This window comes from Micromonospora jinlongensis (assembly GCF_013410645.1).
Classification (GTDB): domain Bacteria; phylum Actinomycetota; class Actinomycetes; order Mycobacteriales; family Micromonosporaceae; genus Micromonospora; species Micromonospora zamorensis.
This window is the reverse complement of record NZ_JACCHK010000001.1, coordinates 418,356-436,880: the sequence shown is the minus strand read 5'-3', so window position 1 is coordinate 436,880 and position 18,525 is coordinate 418,356. Positions and strand designations below refer to the sequence as shown.

General features: G+C 72.1%; 13 protein-coding genes. 9 read left to right on the top strand and 4 right to left on the bottom strand.

The features are described 5' to 3' along the window. Nucleotides 1–42: 42 nt before the first annotated feature. The gene (locus HNR22_RS01335) at nt 43–687 is read right to left on the bottom strand and encodes a dihydrofolate reductase family protein (protein WP_179778633.1); all 645 of its coding nucleotides are present in this window, start codon (nt 685–687) and stop codon (nt 43–45) included. Between the two features lie 190 nt (nt 688–877). Here HNR22_RS01335 and HNR22_RS01330 point away from each other — a divergent pair, with 190 nt between their 5' ends. Then, nucleotides 878–2,521, top strand: a complete 1,644-nt coding sequence (locus HNR22_RS01330; protein WP_179778632.1) for a hypothetical protein — start codon at nt 878–880, stop codon at nt 2,519–2,521. Here HNR22_RS01330 and HNR22_RS01325 read toward each other — a convergent pair. Then, the gene (locus HNR22_RS01325; RefSeq protein WP_179778631.1) at nt 2,518–5,697 is read right to left on the bottom strand and encodes a winged helix-turn-helix domain-containing protein; all 3,180 of its coding nucleotides are present in this window, start codon (nt 5,695–5,697) and stop codon (nt 2,518–2,520) included. The two genes, HNR22_RS01330 and HNR22_RS01325, sit on opposite strands and share 4 nt — an antisense overlap. A 112-nt stretch (nt 5,698–5,809) precedes the next feature. On the opposite strand from HNR22_RS01325, the gene HNR22_RS01320 reads away from it, so the two are divergent. From HNR22_RS01320 to HNR22_RS01295, 6 genes are all read left to right on the top strand, one after another. Further along, nucleotides 5,810–6,643: an ABC transporter ATP-binding protein gene (locus HNR22_RS01320; RefSeq protein WP_179778630.1), complete on the top strand. Its 834-nt coding sequence runs from the start codon at nt 5,810–5,812 to the stop codon at nt 6,641–6,643. A gap of 32 nt (nt 6,644–6,675) precedes the next feature. Next, nucleotides 6,676–7,659: an ABC transporter substrate-binding protein gene (locus tag HNR22_RS01315; RefSeq protein ID WP_179778629.1), complete on the top strand. Its 984-nt coding sequence runs from the start codon at nt 6,676–6,678 to the stop codon at nt 7,657–7,659. A 5-nt stretch (nt 7,660–7,664) separates the two neighbouring features. After that, nucleotides 7,665–9,764, top strand: a complete 2,100-nt coding sequence (locus tag HNR22_RS01310) for an iron ABC transporter permease (RefSeq protein WP_218906916.1) — start codon at nt 7,665–7,667, stop codon at nt 9,762–9,764. 29 nt (nt 9,765–9,793) lie between these two features. Then, entirely contained in the window at nt 9,794–10,699 is a 906-nt protein-coding gene (locus HNR22_RS01305; RefSeq protein WP_179778627.1) for a siderophore-interacting protein, read from the top strand. A gap of 100 nt (nt 10,700–10,799) precedes the next feature. Continuing rightward, complete coding sequence (locus tag HNR22_RS01300; protein WP_179778626.1) at nt 10,800–12,260, top strand: SDR family NAD(P)-dependent oxidoreductase; 1,461 nt, start codon at nt 10,800–10,802, stop codon at nt 12,258–12,260. A gap of 27 nt (nt 12,261–12,287) precedes the next feature. Continuing rightward, on the top strand, nt 12,288–12,764 hold the full coding sequence (locus HNR22_RS01295; RefSeq protein ID WP_179778625.1) for a heme-degrading domain-containing protein: 477 nt from the start codon (nt 12,288–12,290) through the stop codon (nt 12,762–12,764). 63 nt (nt 12,765–12,827) lie between these two features. Here HNR22_RS01295 and HNR22_RS01290 read toward each other — a convergent pair whose 3' ends face one another. Continuing rightward, nucleotides 12,828–14,204, bottom strand: a complete 1,377-nt coding sequence (locus HNR22_RS01290; RefSeq protein WP_179778624.1) for an FAD-dependent oxidoreductase — start codon at nt 14,202–14,204, stop codon at nt 12,828–12,830. A 235-nt stretch (nt 14,205–14,439) separates the two neighbouring features. Between HNR22_RS01290 and HNR22_RS01285 the strand changes: the two genes are divergently transcribed. Further along, nucleotides 14,440–15,825: a serine hydrolase domain-containing protein gene (locus tag HNR22_RS01285; protein WP_179778623.1), complete on the top strand. Its 1,386-nt coding sequence runs from the start codon at nt 14,440–14,442 to the stop codon at nt 15,823–15,825. 87 nt (nt 15,826–15,912) lie between these two features. Further along, nucleotides 15,913–17,241: an alpha/beta hydrolase gene (locus HNR22_RS01280; protein ID WP_179778622.1), complete on the top strand. Its 1,329-nt coding sequence runs from the start codon at nt 15,913–15,915 to the stop codon at nt 17,239–17,241. A 25-nt stretch (nt 17,242–17,266) separates the two neighbouring features. On the opposite strand, the gene HNR22_RS01275 is transcribed toward HNR22_RS01280, so the two are convergent. After that, the gene (locus HNR22_RS01275; RefSeq protein WP_343059635.1) at nt 17,267–18,466 is read right to left on the bottom strand and encodes an MFS transporter; all 1,200 of its coding nucleotides are present in this window, start codon (nt 18,464–18,466) and stop codon (nt 17,267–17,269) included. Nucleotides 18,467–18,525: the final 59 nt, after the last annotated feature.

The following is an 18,525-nucleotide window of genomic DNA, read 5'->3' as shown; positions in this document are numbered from 1 at the left end:
CCCGGCCGGATGCACCGCCGACGGCAGCAACCCCGGACGGCGTCAGTCGTCGCGCCCGACACCACGATCGGGCGCTGACATGTCGCCCGTCCGGGGTGTGCCGGCGGCGATCCCGTAGCGCAGATACACGGTGCCCTTCGGACTGGCGACCGGCGGTTCGAGAAGCGTGACGTTGGTGGGCACCGCGCCGCCGTCGAACACCTTCTTTCCGACGCCGAGCACGATCGGGTGCACCCAGAGGTCGAGTCGGTCGAAGAGTTGCTCGCGCAGCAGGGTCTGCACCAGGTTCAGGCTGCCGACGACCTTGATGTGCTGGTGGCGGTCACGGATCTCGCGCACCGCGCCCGCCAGATCCGGGCCGAGCTGTGTGGACCTGGCCCAGGAGAGGTCGGGCGCGCCCCGGGAGGCCACGTACTTGGGGATGCGGTTGAAGAGGTTGGCGATGGCGTTGTCCTCGCCGCCCTCCTGGTGCGGCCAGTAGGCGGCGAAGATGTCATAGGTCCGCCGGCCGAGCAGCAGGGCGTCCGTGCCCTCGTACGCGGCGGCGACCTGCGCCCCGGCGACCTCGTCGAGCAGGGGCGCCTGCCAACCGCCGAACGCGAACCCCTCCGGGTCCTCCTCGGGGCCGCCGGGCGACTGCCCGACCAGGTCGAGGGTGGCGAACAGCTCGATGTGGATGAGGCCCATGCCCTGCTCCCGATGAGTTCGTTGGCCCGGCCGGAACGTGGACCCGCAAGGCACCAGCACACCGTCCCGGACGCCGCACCGGCACTTCCCCGCTCACGATAGACCAGAGTCCGCGCCCAGCCCGCGCTATCGAACAGATGCGGCGGGGTCGCAGGCCGGGCCGGCGTGCCGCTGCACGCCGCGCGAACCATTGACCGGGGTCGGGGCGTCCGCCATGATTCCCCTCAACTCAATACTGACAACCGTCGCTGTGCATTCACTGGTGATGCGAGGCGGCGGTTGCGCGTCGGCGTCTCACGGGGGAGATCGTTGCCGAATGACCATGTCCAGAGTCAGGGCTGCCACCACATCGGAATTCCAGGCGCAGGCGGCCGAGGGCGACAAACCGAGTGATCGGCGACTGACCGTCGGTCGTCGCCGCCTGCTCACCGGTGGGTCCATCGTCGCCGCGTCGCTGGTTGGCCAGAGCCTCCTCGGCAGCTCCGCGCTGGGTGCGGCGGGCACCGAGCTGTCCGTCGGAAAGGTGGATATCACTCCGGCGGTGGACACGTACCTGGCCGGTTACGGCGTGGACGAGCCACGCAAGGCGACCGGGACGGCTGCCCCGCTGTTCGCACGGTGCACGATCCTCTGGCATGCGGGCGTGCCCCACGTCATCGTCACCGCCGATGTTCTCGGCTTCGCCCGTGGCCTGCACAGGTCGATCCGCAGCCAGGTGCTCGCTCTCGGCCTGGCGTCGGAGAACTTCGCGCTGACGGCCACGCACACCCACAACGGTCCAGTGCTCCCCGACAAATTGGACCCGTTCATCTCGTACGCGATGAACTCCACTCTGCAGGCACAGGTGCGTGCCTACGGCGAGCAGTTGGCCACGAAGATCGTGCAGCTGGTCCGGGACACACTTGAGGGCCCACGAACGGCGTGCACCCTCGACTACCAGGTCGTCGACCAGCACTTCTCGAAAAACCGGGAAAGTCTGCCGTACGTCGAGTCGGACGTGCCTGTCCTGACGGCTCGTACGCCGGGTGGTGAGCCGCTGGCCGTGCTGTTCAGCTACGGGTGCCATCCGGTGGTGGCGGGGTCGCAGACCATGTTCGACCCGGACTACCCGGGGGACGCGGTCACCCGGATCGAGCAGACGACCGGCGCCTTCGCCCAGTTCCTTCTCGGGCCAGCCGGCGACCAGAACCCTGCTGGCACGCGGGGTTGGGCCCAGCGGAGTCTGCGGGGCGCCGAGCTCGCGCAGGCCGTCACGACGGCGCTGCTGCGGCCGGGACGGCCGGTCGCCGGCCCGACGACGAGCCATTACCGGGAGGTGAGCCTGCCGCTGGATGTGACGCTGACCGCGGGCAATCTTCGGGATGTGTCCGCGGCTTACGCCGTGCGGTCGAACAATCTCTCCCTGCCGGGTTACTACCGGCGGCACGCGCGGCAAATGATCGCGCAGATCGACGCCGGCACGTTTGCGACCTCAATTCCGGTGCCCGTGCAGTCCTGGAGGTTCGCCGGCAGCCCGGACCTTCGACTGCTGCTGGCCGGCGGCGAGATCGTGTCCGGATACGCCGTCTATTTCCGGGCGCGATACGGCACGTCGAGCCAACTGATGTTCGCCGGCTACGCGAACGAGGTGCCCGCGTACCTGCCCAGCGATGAACTGCTGCGGAGGCCCGCGACGTACGCCGGCGGGATCGACACCGACTTCCCTGGCATCGCCGGCGGCTCGATGACGGTCTACGGCTGGTTGGGGCACCTCAAAGGAAAACCCACCGCCGCCTCTCCCGACGGAGCAGAACAGATCCTCATCAGAGCGATCGCCGCGGCACTGGCGGCCTAGGCGAGCAGGTCGTCCATCAGCTCGCGGACCCGGGCGACGGTCGCGGAGACCGACCGCCCGCGCCACGCGGCCACCAACGGCTCACGCTGCTCCTCGTCTCCGAGGGCGGCGTTGAGCCGTTCGGCGTCGCCGGGTGGGAAGAACGTCCCGGCGTGGGCGCCGATACGCGTTGCTAACGCGAACAACTCGCGAGCGGCCGCCACGTCGCCCCGGTGCGCAGCGAGTTCGGCTCCGCCCTGCGCCCACGCCCCGATGACCGGCAGGTCCCGCGAGGAGAGCGCCTCGTCGCTGGCCAGGATCAGCGCGGCGACCGCGCGCGCGTCGGCGTTCTCTCCCGGCACCGGTCGCACCTGCGCCACCCGCAGGTGCAGGACCGCCACCGCGACCCGGAGCATGGCGCGGGGCTGTGGCGGCGGGCCGGTCCAGCCGGCCAGGATGCGGATCACCCCGTCGCCGTACGCCCGGGCCTCGTCGTACCGCTCGCGCTGCCACGCCACGTGAGCCAGCCCGAGGCACGCCACCGCGGCGTCCACGGCCTCGGCTTCGCCCGGCGCCGCCGTCTCGACCAGTCGCCGCTCGGCGTCCGGGTCGCCGGCGAGGGCGAGCTGCACGTCCAGCCGCACCCGGATGGACCGGGCATCCTGCGTGGCACCGATCAGCTCCATGTGGCGGACGCTGCGCGCCAGCCACTCGGCGGACCGCGCACCCTTGCCCGGCACCAGGAACTGCCCGACGGCACCCGCCGCCATCGCCATGCCCCACTGGTCACCGGCCATCTCGAAACGACGGTAGGCCTGCTCGGCGTCGACGATCGACGCCTCGTACATGCCACCGTTCTCCCGGACCGCGGCGCGGGCGAACAGGCCGAGCCCCTGCACGTACGGATCGGGGTGCCCGACCATGTCGACGGTGCCCTTCATGCTCTCCTCCGGGTCGACGGCGTCGAACAGGGGTAGCGCCGTCGCGAGCACGGTCAACCGGGACGACACCTCGTCCGGCCGTTCGGCGAGGACTGTCCGAAGTGCCCGACGGGCGAGCACGGCGAGCCGGAGGTCGCCGCTGATGCCGGCGTTGACCCCGATCAACAGGCACATCCAGGCCAGCCGGTCGGCGTCGGGCAGCGGCCTCCCGCTGCGACGACCGTAGGTGATCGCCGAGTGGAGCCGTCGCTTCGGGTCCTCGACGTGCAGCAGACCCGCCGCCCACCCGGACACCTCCAGGTGCAGTCCCCGAACCGCCCAGAGGTGGAACAGCGCGGTGGCGATCTCGACGGCGGCCGGCTCGTCGTCCTGGCCGAGTGCCCAGCGCAGACCCGCGACCAGGTTGTCCTGCTCGTCGGCGCAGCGGGTGAGCGCGTCGATCTGACCGGGGCCGACGAACTGGTCGGCGAGCGCGACCGCCTGCTCCCGCGCCCACTCGACCAGGCCGCCCATGGCCAGACCCCGTGCACCGGCCGCGTCGAGGCGGGCTTCGCCGTACTCACGGACCGTCTCGAGCATCCGGTAGCGCGGCGGACCGTCCCCCTCGACCAGGGTCAACAGGGACTGTTCCACGAGGTTCGCCAGGCCACGACGGACGTCCGAAGTCTGGGCGACCGCCGCGGCGAGGTCCGCGGTGAACGGCGCGGGGATGACCGCGACCCGCTGGAGCAGGTGACGGTCGTCCTCGGCGAGCAACTCCCTGCTCCAGTCGACCATCGCCCACAGGCTCGCGTGCCGCTCTGGCAGGCCGCGCAGGGCGTCGTCGAGCAGCGCGAAGCGGTCGCTCAGGCCGGCGAGGACGTCGTCGATCGGCATGCTGCGCAGTCGCGCGGCGGCGAGTTCGAGTGCCAGCGGCAGGTTGTCGAGCCGGTGGCACAGAGCGAGTGCCCGCGCCGTGTCCCAGGTGGGCACCGCGCCACCGGCCCTCGCCCGGGTCTCGACCAGGGCGAGTGCGTCGCTGTCCGGCAGGGCGGTCAGCCGGTGGACCAGTTCGCCGGCCAGGCCCAGCGGTGCCCGGCTCGTCGCGAGCACGGTGACCTCGGGCGAGGTCACCGCGACCAGGTCCGCGACGACGGTGGCCACCGCGTCGAGGACGTGTTCGCAGTTGTCCAGCACGACCAACCCGTCGAGGTCGGGTGCCACGGCGCGAAGCCGCTCCTCGGGGCTGAGCACCCGCCGCTCCAGGCCCAGGTTGCCGCCGGTCGCCGACGTGTCCGCGCCCCCGAGGGCCGCGAGCACCGTGGGCAGCACCTCGTCGGACGAGCGCAGGCCGGCCAGTTCGATCACGCGTACCGATCGCCCGGCCGCCGCCGCGCGACGCGTCACCTCGGCGGCAAGACGGGTCTTGCCCGCACCGCCGGCTGCCACGATCGTCACCAGCGGCGCGTCGGCGAGTCCCTCCACCACGGCCGCGACATCGCGTTCCCTGCCGACGAGGGCGGTCATCGGCCGACGCCACGCGGCGGGCAGGGCGATCCGCATCGGCTGCCGGGGCGTGGGCTCGACGGCCGGGGTGGTCAGCTCGCCGCGCAGCAGCGCCAGGTGGACCTGTGTGATCACGGGTGACGGGTCGGTGCCGTACCGGTCGGCCAGTTCGACCCGGAGTCTCTCCACCACCTCCAGCGCCTCCGCCTCCCGCCCCTGAGCGGCGAGGACCCGCACGAGCAGGGCGGCGGACGGCTCGTCCGGCGGTGTACGCGCGACGAGCCGACCCAGGTCGACCTCGTCGAACGGGCCCGCGCCGGCGAGTGCCGCCTGTGCGCGCAGCGCGGCGACGTCCGCGAACAGGCGGGTGTCCTCTGCGGTGTCGAGTTCGGGGACCTCGGGGAACAGGGCTCGCGCCTGATCGGCAGTGCTGCGGGCGGCACCGGCGTCGCCGGCCTGGAGCACGGCGCGCGCCCGGTCGACGAGCGCGCGCGCCTCGACCGCGTCGACGGTGATCTCCTCGGCGGGCAGCCGGTACCCGCCGGGCACCGCGACAACGGGCAGACCGAGACGACGTACCCGGGACACGAGCGCCTGGACGGCGCCGGTCGCGTCGTCGGGTGGCGCGCCGTCCCACACGGCGTCCATGAGCAGGCTCGTGGACACCGCCCGTCCACGCGCGTCGACGAGTACGCGGATCACCGCGGCGAGCCGTTCACCCCGGACCGGTCGGCCGTCAACGGCGAGTGGGCCGAGGGTCGTGATCTGCACGGAACCAGCATCCCCCACGCGTGCACGGACCCGACCACCGACGCTCTCCCCGCGGACCTCGGCTGAGGGACCGGCTTGACACGCGGGCATTTCCTTAGGTTAGCCTCACCTAATGCAGAGCGAGTTGGCGTCGGCCAACGGGGAGCGCAGCCTGTCCGGCGTCGACCTCCGTCTGGGCTACCACGGTGTGCCGGTGGTGCACGGTGCCATGATCAGCCTTCGTGCGGGTGCCGTGACCGCGCTGGTGGGGCCCAACGGCAGCGGCAAGTCCACCCTGCTGCGGGCCCTGGCCCGGCTGCACCCGATCCAGTCCGGCGTGGTCCACCTCGCCGACGGCATCGCCGCCGCCAGCCTCCCGTCCCGGGAGTTCGCCCGTCGGGTCACGCTGCTCGCCCAGAGCCGGCCGGTGCCCAGCGGGGTCACCGTCCACGACGTCGTGGGATACGGCCGCCACCCCTACCGGGGGCGCTGGCGCGCGGAGGATCCGAACGGTCCGGCGGCCATCGCCCGCGCCATGGACGTCACCGGCGTCGCCGCGATGGCCGATCGACCCGTCGACGAGCTGTCCGGCGGCGAGTTGCAGCGGGTGTGGCTGGCCACCTGTCTGGCCCAGGACACCCCGGTGCTGCTGCTCGACGAGCCCACCACGTTCCTCGACCTGCGCTACCAGGTGGAGATCCTCGACCTGGTCCGTGACCTCGCGGACGACCACAACGTCGCCGTCGGCGTCGTGCTGCACGACCTCAACCAGGCAGCCGCCGTGGCCGACGAGGTGGTCCTGCTGCAACAGGGCCGGGTGCGCGCCACCGGAACCCCCGCGGCGGTCTTCACCGAGGACGCCCTCACCGAGACCTACGGGATCCGCATCGAGGTGACCACCGATCCGATCAGCGGACTGGTCACCACCCGCCCGGTCGGGCGGCACGCGATCCGCGCCCTGGTCTGAACACCCCTCATCCCCAGCAGAGAAAGACCGTCATGACCCGTACCCGTTTCACTGCCCTCCTCGCCGTCGTGGCCGCGCTGACGCTCGGCGCCTGCGGCACCACCGAGAACGCCGCGGCCCCCGAGACCTCCTCCTCGGCGGCCGGTGGCCCGGTCACCCTCACCGACAGCCGCGGCAAGGAGATCACCCTCAAGGCCCCGGCGACCAAGGTCGTCGGGCTCGAGTGGGGCGAGGTCGAGATGCTGGTCAGCCTGGGCGTCATGCCCGTCGGTGTCGCCGACCCCAAGGGCTACGGCACCTGGGTCACCTCCGCGAAGCTCGACCCGGGTGTCAAGGACGTCGGTACGCGCGGCGAGCCCAGCGTCGACTCGATCGTCGCCCTCCAGCCCGACCTCATCGTGATGGAGGACGACCGGGGCGCCAACATGGTCAGCCAGCTGGAGAAGTACGCCCCCGTCGTGGTCGCCAAGGGCAGTGACGCCACCGACAACCTCGGCCGGATGCGCGCGGACCTCAACATGATCGCGAAGGCCGTCGGCAAGACCACCGAGGCGGAGAAGCTGCTCGCCGACTTCGAGGCGGCCATCGCCGACGGCAAGAAGAAGATCGCCGACGCGGGTGCCGCCGGCCGGCCGTTCGCCTTCGCCGACGGCTGGAAGGAGGGCAGCACCGTCAGCATCCGGATGTTCGGCAAGGGCTCTTTCGTCTCCGAGATCGGCACCCAGCTCGGCCTCACCAACGCCTGGACCGGCAAGGTCGACGAGGCGTGGGGCCTCGGTCAGACCGACGTCGAGGGCATGACGGTCCTCAAGGACCCGAACCTGCGCTTCTTCTACAACGCCTCCGACGGCGACGACGTGTTCGCCGACGGTCTCGCCGGCAACGCCATCTGGAAGTCGCTGCCCTTCGTCCAGAAGGGCAACGTGCGCAAGATGCCCAACGGCATGTGGACCTTCGGCGGCCCGATCTCCGGCAGGCAGTACATCGACGAACTCGTCAAGACGTACGCGGTGTGAGCGTGCTGAGCGCACCCCCACGTCCGGAGCCGGCCACCCGGCCGGCTCCGGGCGGACGCCCGACCATGCCTCGCGTCGTCGGTGTCTTCGTCGCCGCGATCCTGCTGCTGCTCGTGGTCGGCGCGGTGCACCTGACCCAGGGCACCTCGACGGTCGGCGCCCTCGACCTGCTGCGGCTCGCGACGGGCGCCGACGACGAGGCGGCCCGTGTCCTGATCGCCTCCCGGTTGCCTCGGCTGCTCGCCGGGTTGGCCATCGGCGTCGCGCTCGGGTTCGCCGGCGCCGCGTTGCAGTCGATCGCCCGCAACCCACTCGCGTCCCCCGACACCCTCGCTGTCAACGCGGGCGCCCACCTGGCGATCGTCGCCGTGGCCGCGTTCGGCGTCTCGCTGCCCGCGCTGCCCGCCGGTGGCCTCGCCTTCTGCGGAGGGCTCGCCGCCGCCGGCCTGGTGATGGCGATGTCCTCCGGTGGGCAGGCCGGCACCACCCGACTCATCCTCGCCGGCTCGGCGACCGCGCTGGCCCTCGGGTCGGTGACCACCCTGCTGCTGCTCCTGTTCGAGCAGGCCACCATCGGTCTGTTCGCCTGGGGCAACGGCTCGCTGGTGCAGAGCGACCTGACGGCGCTGACCCAACTGGCCCCGGTGATCGTCGGCGCCATCGTCGTGCTGATGCTGCTCGGGCACCGCCTCGACATCCTCGCCCTCGGCGACGACACCGCCACCGTGCTCGGTCTCGACGTGCGGCGCACCCGACTAAGCGTCATGGTGCTGGCCGTGCTGCTGTCCGCCGCGGCCGTCACCCTCACCGGCCCGGTCGGCTTCGTCGGCCTGTGCGCCCCGGTGATCGTCCGGCTGCTCGCCCCCGTGGTGCCGGGGGTGCACCGGCACCGGATCCTGCTGCCGTTGTCCGGCATCGCCGGGGTCATCATCGTCCTCGGCTCCGACGTGCTGCTGCGCGCGGTCATGGGCGGGCAGGCCGGTGTCGACATTCCCACCGGCGTGGTCACCACCCTGTTCGGCGCGGCGATCCTCATCTGGCTCGCCCGCCGGCACCGCGACGCGGGCCCCACCCGCCGCCCGCCCGGCGGCCACGCGGCCGTCCGCTCCGCCGCCTTCCACCGCGGTGTCCTCACCGTCACCGCCGTACTGACCGTCGGCGCCGTGGCGGTCGGCATGCTCGCCGGTGACACCTGGGTGCTGCTCGGTGACGTGCTGAACTGGCTCAACGGCAGCACCGGGCCCGCGTACACCTTTGTGCTGGACCAGCGGTGGCCGCGCGTCGCCGCGGCGGTCCTGGCCGGCGCGGCGCTGGCGGTGGCCGGCACCACCGTGCAGGCGGTCTGCCGCAACCCGCTGGCCGAGCCCGGCATCCTCGGCATCACCGCCGGCGCCGGGCTGGGGGCCGTCTCACTGCTCACCTTCGTGCCGCTGGCCGGGGTGTGGGCCGTCTCCGGTGTCGCCGGGCTCGGCGCGATGCTGGCCTTCGCCCTGGTGTACGGCCTGGCCTGGCGCGGCGGGCTGAGCTCCGACCGACTGGTGCTGATCGGCTTCGGCGCCTGGCAGGGCGGCATGGCGGTCATCACCTACCTGGTCGTCGCCTTCGACCCGTGGAACACCGGCAAGGCGTTGACCTGGCTGTCCGGCTCCACCTACGGCCGGATGCCCACCCAGGTGCTGCCGGTGCTGATCGCCCTGCTGGTGCTCACCCCGGCCGTGGTCGCCGCCCGTCGCGAACTCGACCTGATGGCGCTGGACGACGACACTCCCCGGGTGCTGGGCGTCCCCCTGGAACGCACCCGGCTGGTCGCGCTCGGCGCGGCGGCGCTGCTCACCTCCACCGCCGTCTCGGCCGTCGGGGTCATCGGCTTCGTCGGGCTGGTCGCCCCGCACGCCGCCCGGGCGCTCGTCGGTGGCCGGCACTCCCGGGTGCTCCCGGTGGCCGCGCTGCTCGGCGCGGCGCTGGTCAGCATCGCCGACACCGTCGGACGGACGCTCATCGCTCCGGCCCAGATTCCCGCCGGCCTGGTCACCGCCATGATCGGCGCCCCGTACTTCGTCTGGCTGCTGTGGCGGTCGCGCGCAAAGACGAACAACCCCCGGTAGACGCCGGACCGAACCCGGAGAGGCACCCCATGACCAACACCCTGCCCATCGCCCCGTGGCGCGTGTTCACCGTCACCGTCCGTGCCGTACGCCGACTCAGCCCGTCCTTCCTCCGGGTGACCTTCACCGGAGTGGACCTCGACCGCTTCGCCGACAACGGTTACGACCAGCGCATCAAGTTGGCGCTGCCGCTACCCGGCCAGCACGGGGTGGATCTCCCCGAGGGCGCGGACTGGTACGCGCAGTGGCGGGCGCTGCCCGAGCACCGGCGTAACCCGATCCGCACCTACACCGTGCGGGCTGTCCGGCCGCACCTGGCCGAGGTCGACGTCGACCTGGTGCTGCACGGTGACGGCGGGCCGGCGACCCGCTGGGCCCGGCGGGTGGGCGCCGGCGACCAGATCGCCATCGTCGGGCCGGACTCCGGCTACGACGGCAACCACGGCGGGGTCGAGTTCCGACCGTCGGCCGGGAGTTGCCTGCTGCTGGCCGGGGACGAGACCGCCGTGCCGGCGATCGGCAGCATCTGCGAGCGACTGCCCCTCGACACCCGGGGGGTGGTTCTGCTGGAGGTGCCCGACGCCGACGACCTGCTGCCGCTGGTGGCGCCCCCCGGCGTCGAGGTCCGCTGGATGACCCGGGGTGTCGACGGGTACGGCAGCCGCCTGGTGCCCGCCGTCGCCGTCGCCGCCGACCAACTGCTGGTCCCCCGCGCGTCGGCGACCACGCAGCCCGTCCCAAACGTGGACGTGGACACCGAGATCCTCTGGGAGGTGCCCGACGAGGTGGCCGCGGCGCCCCTGTACGCATGGCTGGCCGGGGAGGCCGGCGTGATCCGCACACTGCGCCGGCACCTGGTCGCCGAGCGAGGTCTGGACCGGCGGGCGGTGGCCTTCATGGGCTACTGGCGCCTCGGCCACGCCGACGCCAACTGACGCACGAGGTGCGTCGCGGGCCGCACGGTGCGTACAGTTTCGGGTCGGACGTGGGGCGAGCCGGTTGGATCCGGCAGGATACGGGACGAGACAACGACGCATGACGGTGGACAAAATTACCGAAAACGGTCAGGACGGCATTGACCGAAGCCGGCTGGAGGCCTGCCTCAGCGTCTTCGAGGCGTTGGAGGCGCTGCCCTCCGACCATCCCGACGTGGTGCGGGTGCAGCGGGCCACCGCGCGGCTCTACAAGGTGATCAAGCAGAGGCGACGCGAGGAACGGCGGGACGCCATCCTCGCGGCCGACCGGGCGGTGACGGAGGCCACCGCCACCGGCGCTCCGGGACGCATCGACGACGAGACCCAGGGCATCCCGCTCGCGACCTCCGTCGCGGGCGAGACGGCGGGCTTCCTGCACAACCCACGCGGCTGCTATGTCTGCAAGCAGCGCTACCGCGAGGTGGACGCCTTCTACCACCAGCTCTGCCCGTCCTGCGCCGCGCTCAACCGGGAGCGCCGCGACGCCCGTACCGACCTGACCGGCCGGCGCGCCCTGCTCACCGGCGGCCGGGCCAAGATCGGCATGTACATCGCTCTGCGGCTGCTGCGCGACGGCGCCCACACGACGGTGACCACGCGGTTCCCGCACGACGCGGTCCGCCGGTTCGCCGCGATGCCCGACAGCGGGGACTGGCTGCACCGCCTGCGCATCGTCGGGATCGACCTGCGCGACCCCGCCCAGGTGATCGCCCTCGCCGACTCGGTCAGCAGCCAGGGCCCCCTCGACATCCTGATCAACAACGCGGCGCAGACCGTCCGCCGCTCCCCCGGGGCGTACGCGCAGCTCGTCGCCGCGGAGGCCGCGGCCCTGCCGGACGGCCCGCTGCCGGAGCTGATCACCTTCGCCAAGCCGGACGGCCAGGGTGGCCCGGTGGGGAGCCTGACCGCCGCGCCACAGTCGACGGCGCTCACCCCGCACGCGCTCACCGCACTGGCACTCACCAGCGGTTCCGCCTCGCCGGAACGCATCGCGGCGTCCACGGCCATCGACGCCGGTGGCCTCGTACCGGACCTCGACTCGGTCAACAGCTGGGTCCAGCGGGTGCAGGAGGTGGACCCGGTCGAGTTGCTCGAGGTGCAACTGTGCAACGTCACCGCGCCGTTCGTGCTGGTCAGCCGGCTGCGCCCGGCGATGGCCGCGGCGGCGGCCCGCCGCAAGTACGTGGTGAACGTGTCGGCGATGGAGGGCCAGTTCGGCCGGGGCTACAAGGGGCCGGGGCACCCGCACACCAACATGGCCAAGGCCGCGCTGAACATGCTGACCCGCACCAGCGCCGAGGAGATGCTGACCGACGGCATCCTGATGACCAGCGTCGACACCGGCTGGATCACCGACGAGCGCCCCCACCCCACGAAGATGCGACTGGCCGACGAGGGCTTCCACGCCCCACTGGACCTGGTCGACGGCGCGGCCCGGGTGTACGACCCGATCGTCCGCGGCGAGCTGGGCGAGGACCTGTACGGCTGTTTCCTGAAGGACTACGCGCCCTGCGCCTGGTGATCGCCCTGTTCGACGAGGAGAAGAAACATGTCAGCTGACCGTGACGCGTGGCCGACCCTGGACGAGCTGATACGCGAGGAGGGCGAACTGGAGCTCGCGGGTCTGTCCGAGACGGACGCGTACGAGCTGGGGATGCTAGCCGTCACCGCCGCGACCGAGCAGCGGCTGCCGGTCTCGGTCGGGGTGTGGCGGGCCGGGCGCCAGCTGTTCCACTGTGGCCTGCCGGGATCGACGGCCGACAACGACGCGTGGCTGCGCCGCAAGGGTCGGGTCGTGATGCGGTTCGAGCACTCGTCGCTGTACATGGCCCGGTTGTGCCAGGACAAGCAGGTGACGCTGGCCGAGAGGTACGGCCTGCCGGCCTCGCGGTACGCGGCGGCCGGTGGCGCGGTGCCGCTGCGCGTCCGTGGCACCGGCGTGGTGGGCTGGGTCGGTGTCTCCGGGCTGCCGCAGCTCGACGACCACCGCTTCGTCGTCGACGTCCTGCGCAAGCTCCCCCGCTAGACGATCGGACCCGGCGGCCTCGTCACGAGGCCGCCGGGTCGTCAGTGCTCAGGTGCGGGGTCGTCAGCGCGCGCGTCGGTTGGCGCGCAGCGCGCCGAGGAGCACGCCGGGCCGGGCCAGCGCCCGTGGGTGCTCGCGCATGGAGACGACGTCGTTGAACCGGCGCGCGGTCGCCACGTCCGTGACAGTGGCGGCGATGATCTGCCGGCTCGCCCAACTGGAGATCCGGTAGCCGCGCGGGTAGGGCCCGTCGACGTGGGGCAACGCCAGGTCGGCGGAGGTCGAGATCGACCACGCCGCGTCGACCACGACCTGTTGCAGCGCGAGGAAGTGGTGCGCGGGCGCCCGCAGATCGGGGCCGGACCGCAGATACATCGACAGGCAGGCCGCGTGCAGGGCCGCCGACGTCATCCCCTGCCCGTACACCGGGTTGAACGACGCGACGGCGTCGCCGACGCTGACCAGGCCGGCCGGAAACCGCTTCAGCGTGTGGAAGTCCCGTCGCCGGCTGTCGGCATGGTGGTAGGTCTGAACGTCGCCGAGCATCTCCTGATTGGCGACCTCGCCGAACTCGGGTGGGAACTGCTCCCGCAGACGGCGGACGAAGTCCTCCGCGGTGCGCCCCGGGCGGTCGTTGCCGTAACCAGCCATCATGGCCATCCACCGGCCGTCCTCAATGGCGAAGAACGCGGCCCCGGCCACGTCCAGCCCCATCTTCGGGGTGTGCAGCGCCAGCACGACCGTCGAGGGCGGGGTGACCGCCGGGCGCCGGAACAGGGCGGTCGCGTAGTTGAGGTGCACGGTCATCCGCCGGGTGACCGGCCGGTCCCAGCCGGCCTGCTCCAGCCAGTCCGAGAGTCGGCTCGACCGCCCCATGGCGTCCACCACGAGGTCGCCCCTCTCAACGCCGACCACCCCGCCGACCTCGCAGCGCACACCGGTGACCGCGCTGCCCTCGAACACGAGGCCGGTGGCTCGGGTGGTGACCGTCTTGACGTTGGGAAGCCGCAGCACCTGCTGACGGATCAGGCCCTCCAGCAGCGGCCGGCTGCCCGCCAGGCTGTCGGCGTCGTCGGGGACGACGACCTTCGCGCGGCCGTCGAGGTAGTTGCGTCGGGCTTCGGGTGGCGCCTCGATCGCCCCGTGCGCCAGCGCCTCTTCGCGGAATCCCGGGAACAGGCGCTCCAGCTGGAGGAGACCGCCGGGCAGCAGCGCGTGCAGTTGCGTTCCCTGGGGTACGCCGGGCCGCGCGCCGGCCACCTGGGGGTCGTCCCGGTCGATGATGACGACGCTGTCGGCGTGATCGGACAGCACCCGGGCGGCCAGCAGGCCGGCGACGCTGCCACCGACCACGACGGCCGTACCCATCATCGGGGCGGCCTGGTCAGGGGGTCGAGCCGCGTTCAGCTCTGCGAAGACCCGGGATGGGGAGAGGGACATCGTGCTCTCCAAGGGATGCGAGGTGTGGTGCCCTCCGCCGTGCCCGCCAGCGTTCGGTGCGCGGTCGGTCCGGTGGACGGTCGTTCGGCGTGATGCCCGCCGATCGTCGCACAAGCGTCAGTCGTCGACCGGACGTGTCCACAAGGTGACCAACTGTTGACCGATGCGGCGGACGACATCGACGTTCGGACGGCTCGGTTGGCGCGCGCCCGGGCCAACTGTCACGATCTCCGGCATGCTCGTTGCGCGTCGTACTCTGCTCGGGGCCAGCCTGGCCGCTGCCGCCTCCGCCATTGCCGGGTGCGGCGACAGTGGCCCGCCGGACCCGGGTGTGGCCGGTCCCGGTGACGCGGTGACCGCGACCGACGCCGCCGGGAACAGGGTGGGTTTCGGCGGGGCCGGGAACGCCACGTCGCCGTCGGGCTCACCGAGCGCCGCCGCGTCCCCGAGCGGCGCCGCCGCGCCGGCCGGGCAGGCCCGCTACGCGCAGGACGTGACCGCGCTGCTGCGGCGGCACCTGCCCGCCACACCGCAGACCGTCCAGCACAAGGGCTTCGCCGGTGCTGTCGCCGTCGTCCTGGTCGACGGGAAGACCACCGTGCACACCGCGGTCGGGGAGGCGCTGCGCTACGGCGCGGGCCCCAAGCTGCTCGCGGCGAGCCAGCGCGTCGAGATGCGCCCCGACTCCGTCTTCGACCTCGCCTCGGTCACGAAGGTGTACACGGCCATCCTGCTGTTGCAGCAGGTCGACAAGGGACGCGTCGACCTGGGCGCGCCGGTCCGCGACTACCTGCCCGCCTTCGCCGGCGCGGGCACCGAGCGGATCACCGTCGAGATGCTGCTCACCCACACCAGCGGTCTGCCCGTCGGCGCCAAGGTCACCGGGCTTGCCGACAACGCGGCTCGCTGGAACGCCGTGCTCACCACCGGGCTGGTCTCCGGTGCCGTGCCCGGCAACACGTTCCGCTATTCCAGCGTCGGGCTCATGGTCGCCGGCAAGATCGTCGAGAAGGTCACCGGCCAGCGTCTCGACCAGGCGCTCAAGAGCGGCCTCACCGGCCCGCTCGGCCTGCGCGACACCGGCTTCAACCCGAACACCTGGCTGTCCAGCAGCGCGAAGGCCGGTCGTCTCGTCGCCACCGACGCCCGCTCGTCGCGGGGTCTGCTCCGGGGCACCGTCCACGACGACGTCGCCAACCACCTCGGCGGTGTGGCCGGTCACGCCGGCATCTTCGCCACCGCCACCGACCTGGCGGTGATCGGTCAGATGCTCCTCGACGGGGGCACCCACCAGGGCAGGCGGGTCCTCGCGGCGGCGACCGTACGCCGGATGCTCACCAACCAGAACTCCGGGAAACCCGCCGTCGACCCGGAGCGGCCCAATCGGACCGCCGCCCACGGTCTGGGGGTCGTGCTCAACCAGAGCTGGTTCATGGGTCGGCTCGCCTCGGCCCGGACGTTCGGCCACACCGGTTTCGCCGGCCCCTCGCTCCTGGTCGACCCGGGCCGCAGACTCGTCCTGGCCCTGCTCACCAACCGCGCGCATCCCAACTGGAGCTGGGCGAACCCCGACCCGGTCCGGGCCGCTGTCGGCGACCTGCTCGCCAAAGAGGTCAACTGACCGAGAAGGTGTGGACCGCCGCGCCTCACCCTGACACGATACTTGCGCTAACAGTGCACATACTTTGTCGCTCAGGGTGGAGGACCGATGCACACGTTCCGCCGGAGACTGCTCTGCGTGCTGGCCGGAGGCGCCCTCGCCGTCGGCTTGTCCGTCGCTCCCGTTCCGCGCGCTGCCGACGCCGCCGCCACGCCGACGTACCGCCCGGTGATCTTCGTGCACGGCAGCGCCGGGTCGGCCGCACAGTTCCAGACCCAGGCCAAACGTCTCGCCAGCAACGGCTACCCGATCGACATCATCGAGGCCCACGAGTACGACTCGCCGAACATCGCCACGATCCTCCCCCAGGTGTACGCGGGGCTCGACGCGCGGATCTCCCGCCTGCTGACGACGACCGGCGCGGACAGGGTCGACCTGCTCGCGCACTCCCTGGGCACCTTCGTCCTGCAGGGTTACCTCACCAGCTCACCGGCGCGTGCCGCCCGGGTCGCGCACTACGTCAACCTGGACGGGCGCACCGCGACGTCCACGCCGGGCGGTGTGCCCACGCTCGCGATCTGGGGTGAGGGCGATCCGGCCCGCGCCATCGTCGGTGCGACGAACGTGCACCTCCCGGACCAGTCCCACACGCAGACCGTGTCGTCGGCGGAGTCGTTCGGCGAGATCTTCCGCTTCCTTCGGGGTCGCGCGCCACACACGACGCGGATCGTGCCGCAACTCTTCGGCACGGCCCAGGTCTCCGGTCGCGCGGTGCTCTTCCCGAGCAACGTCGGCGTCACCGACGCCACCCTGGAGGTCTACCCGGTCAACTCGCTGACCGGCGGTCGATTGTCGGACCGACCCACTCATCGGCTGCCCCTGACTGGCGACGGCGCGTTCGGTCCCGTCCCGGTGCTCGCCACGGCCCGCTACGAGTTCGCGATCGTGCGCTCCGGCGCGCCGACGCACCACTTCTACTCCCAGCCGTTCCTCCGCTCGGACTCGTTCGTCCGCCTGGCGACCAGCGTTCCCGGCGAAGGGCTCGGCGCGCTGGTGGACACCAGCGACCGGCACACCGCGCTGACGATCCAACGCCAGAAGGAGTGGTGGGGTGACCAGGGCGATTCCGGTGACAACCTCTGGATCAACGGCCGGGATGTCCTGAACGCGGCGAACACGCCGCGGGTCAAGCGGACGATCGCCATCTTCGCGTTCGACGACGCCAGCGACGGCGTGACCGATCTGACCGCGCCGCTGCCGGAGTTCTTCAGCCAGACCTTCATCACCGGCGTGGACCTGTTCATCCCGTCGGCGCCGGCGCACCTCGGCCTGGTGCGGATCACCGTGGGTCAACGCGGCGGCGGGTACGACGTGATCAACCTGCCGAACTGGAGATCGAGTGCCCATCGCGTGACGGTCAGCGTCGACGACTTCTGACCCGGTCGCGGGCAGCCCGGCCCCGTCAGCTCGCGACGGTGGCCGGGACCCGCTCACGCGTACGGCGTCCGACGGCGAAACTCACCATCCCCAGGGCCAGCCCGGCAATCGCCAGGACGACGCCCACCCGGGCCGGCGCGAGGTAACCGAGCCCGGCGGCGATGGCGACGCTGCCCAGGGCCGCGCCCAGACTGTTCGCGATGTTCATGGCGGACTGGTTGAGCGCCGCGCCCATCATCTGTGCTCGGGGGGCGACCGTGATCAGGCGCGCCTGTAGGACCGGCCCGAGGTAGAGGCTGGTCGCGCCGACCAGGAACGCGCCGACGAAGAGGCCGACCCGTGTCGACGCGACGAGGCTGAACGCGGCGATGCTCACGGTCATCGCCACGAAGCCGATGACCATGCTCCGTTGCAGGTCACGGTCGGCGAACCAGCCACCCAGGGCATTTCCCACGGTCATCCCGAGCCCCACCGCGACCAGAGCCCACGGCACCGTCGTGGCCGAGAGGCCGGCCACGTCGGTGGTGACCGGGGCGATGTAGGTGTTGACCGCGAAGAACCCGGCAAACCCGACCGCCCCCGTCGCCGCGACAAGCCAGACCTGCGAGGACCGCAGCGACCTCAGCTCGGCGGCCGGTGAGCCGTCCACCGTCGCGGCGACCTCCGGCACGACCGCCAGCACCGCCAGCAGCGTGAGCAGGAAGACACCGGCGATAACCAGGTACGCGACGCGCCAGTCGGCCGCCTGCCCGAGCCGGGTGATGAGGGGTACGCCGACCACGTTGCTCACGGTCAGGCCGCTGAGCACTGTGGCGAAGCCCCGGGCCTCGTTGCCGGGGCCCATCAGGGTCGCCGCGAGCAGACCGGCCGCCCCGAAGTACGCCCCGTGCGGCAACGCCGCAGCGAACCGGGCCACCAGCACCAGGTCGAACGTGGGGGCGATCGCGGAGGCGACAGTGCCGACGGCGAAGAGCGCGAGCAACCCGAGCACGAGCTTCTTGCGGGGTAGGCGGGCGCTCAGCGCGGCGATCAGGGGCGCGCCCACGACCACGCCGAGAGCGTAGGCGGTGATCGTCCATCCCGCTCGGGCAACCGCGTCCGAGGACGACCGGGCGTACTCCTGCGGGAGCAGGCCGCGCGCGATGTCGGGCAGCAGGCCCATCGCCGCGAACTCGGTCAGGCCGATCGCGACGCCACCCAGTGCCAGCGCGACCAATGCCGCCACCCGTCGACCTCTGCTCAACTCGATCACCGGAAAAATTTAGCAACAGCGTTGCGTAATAG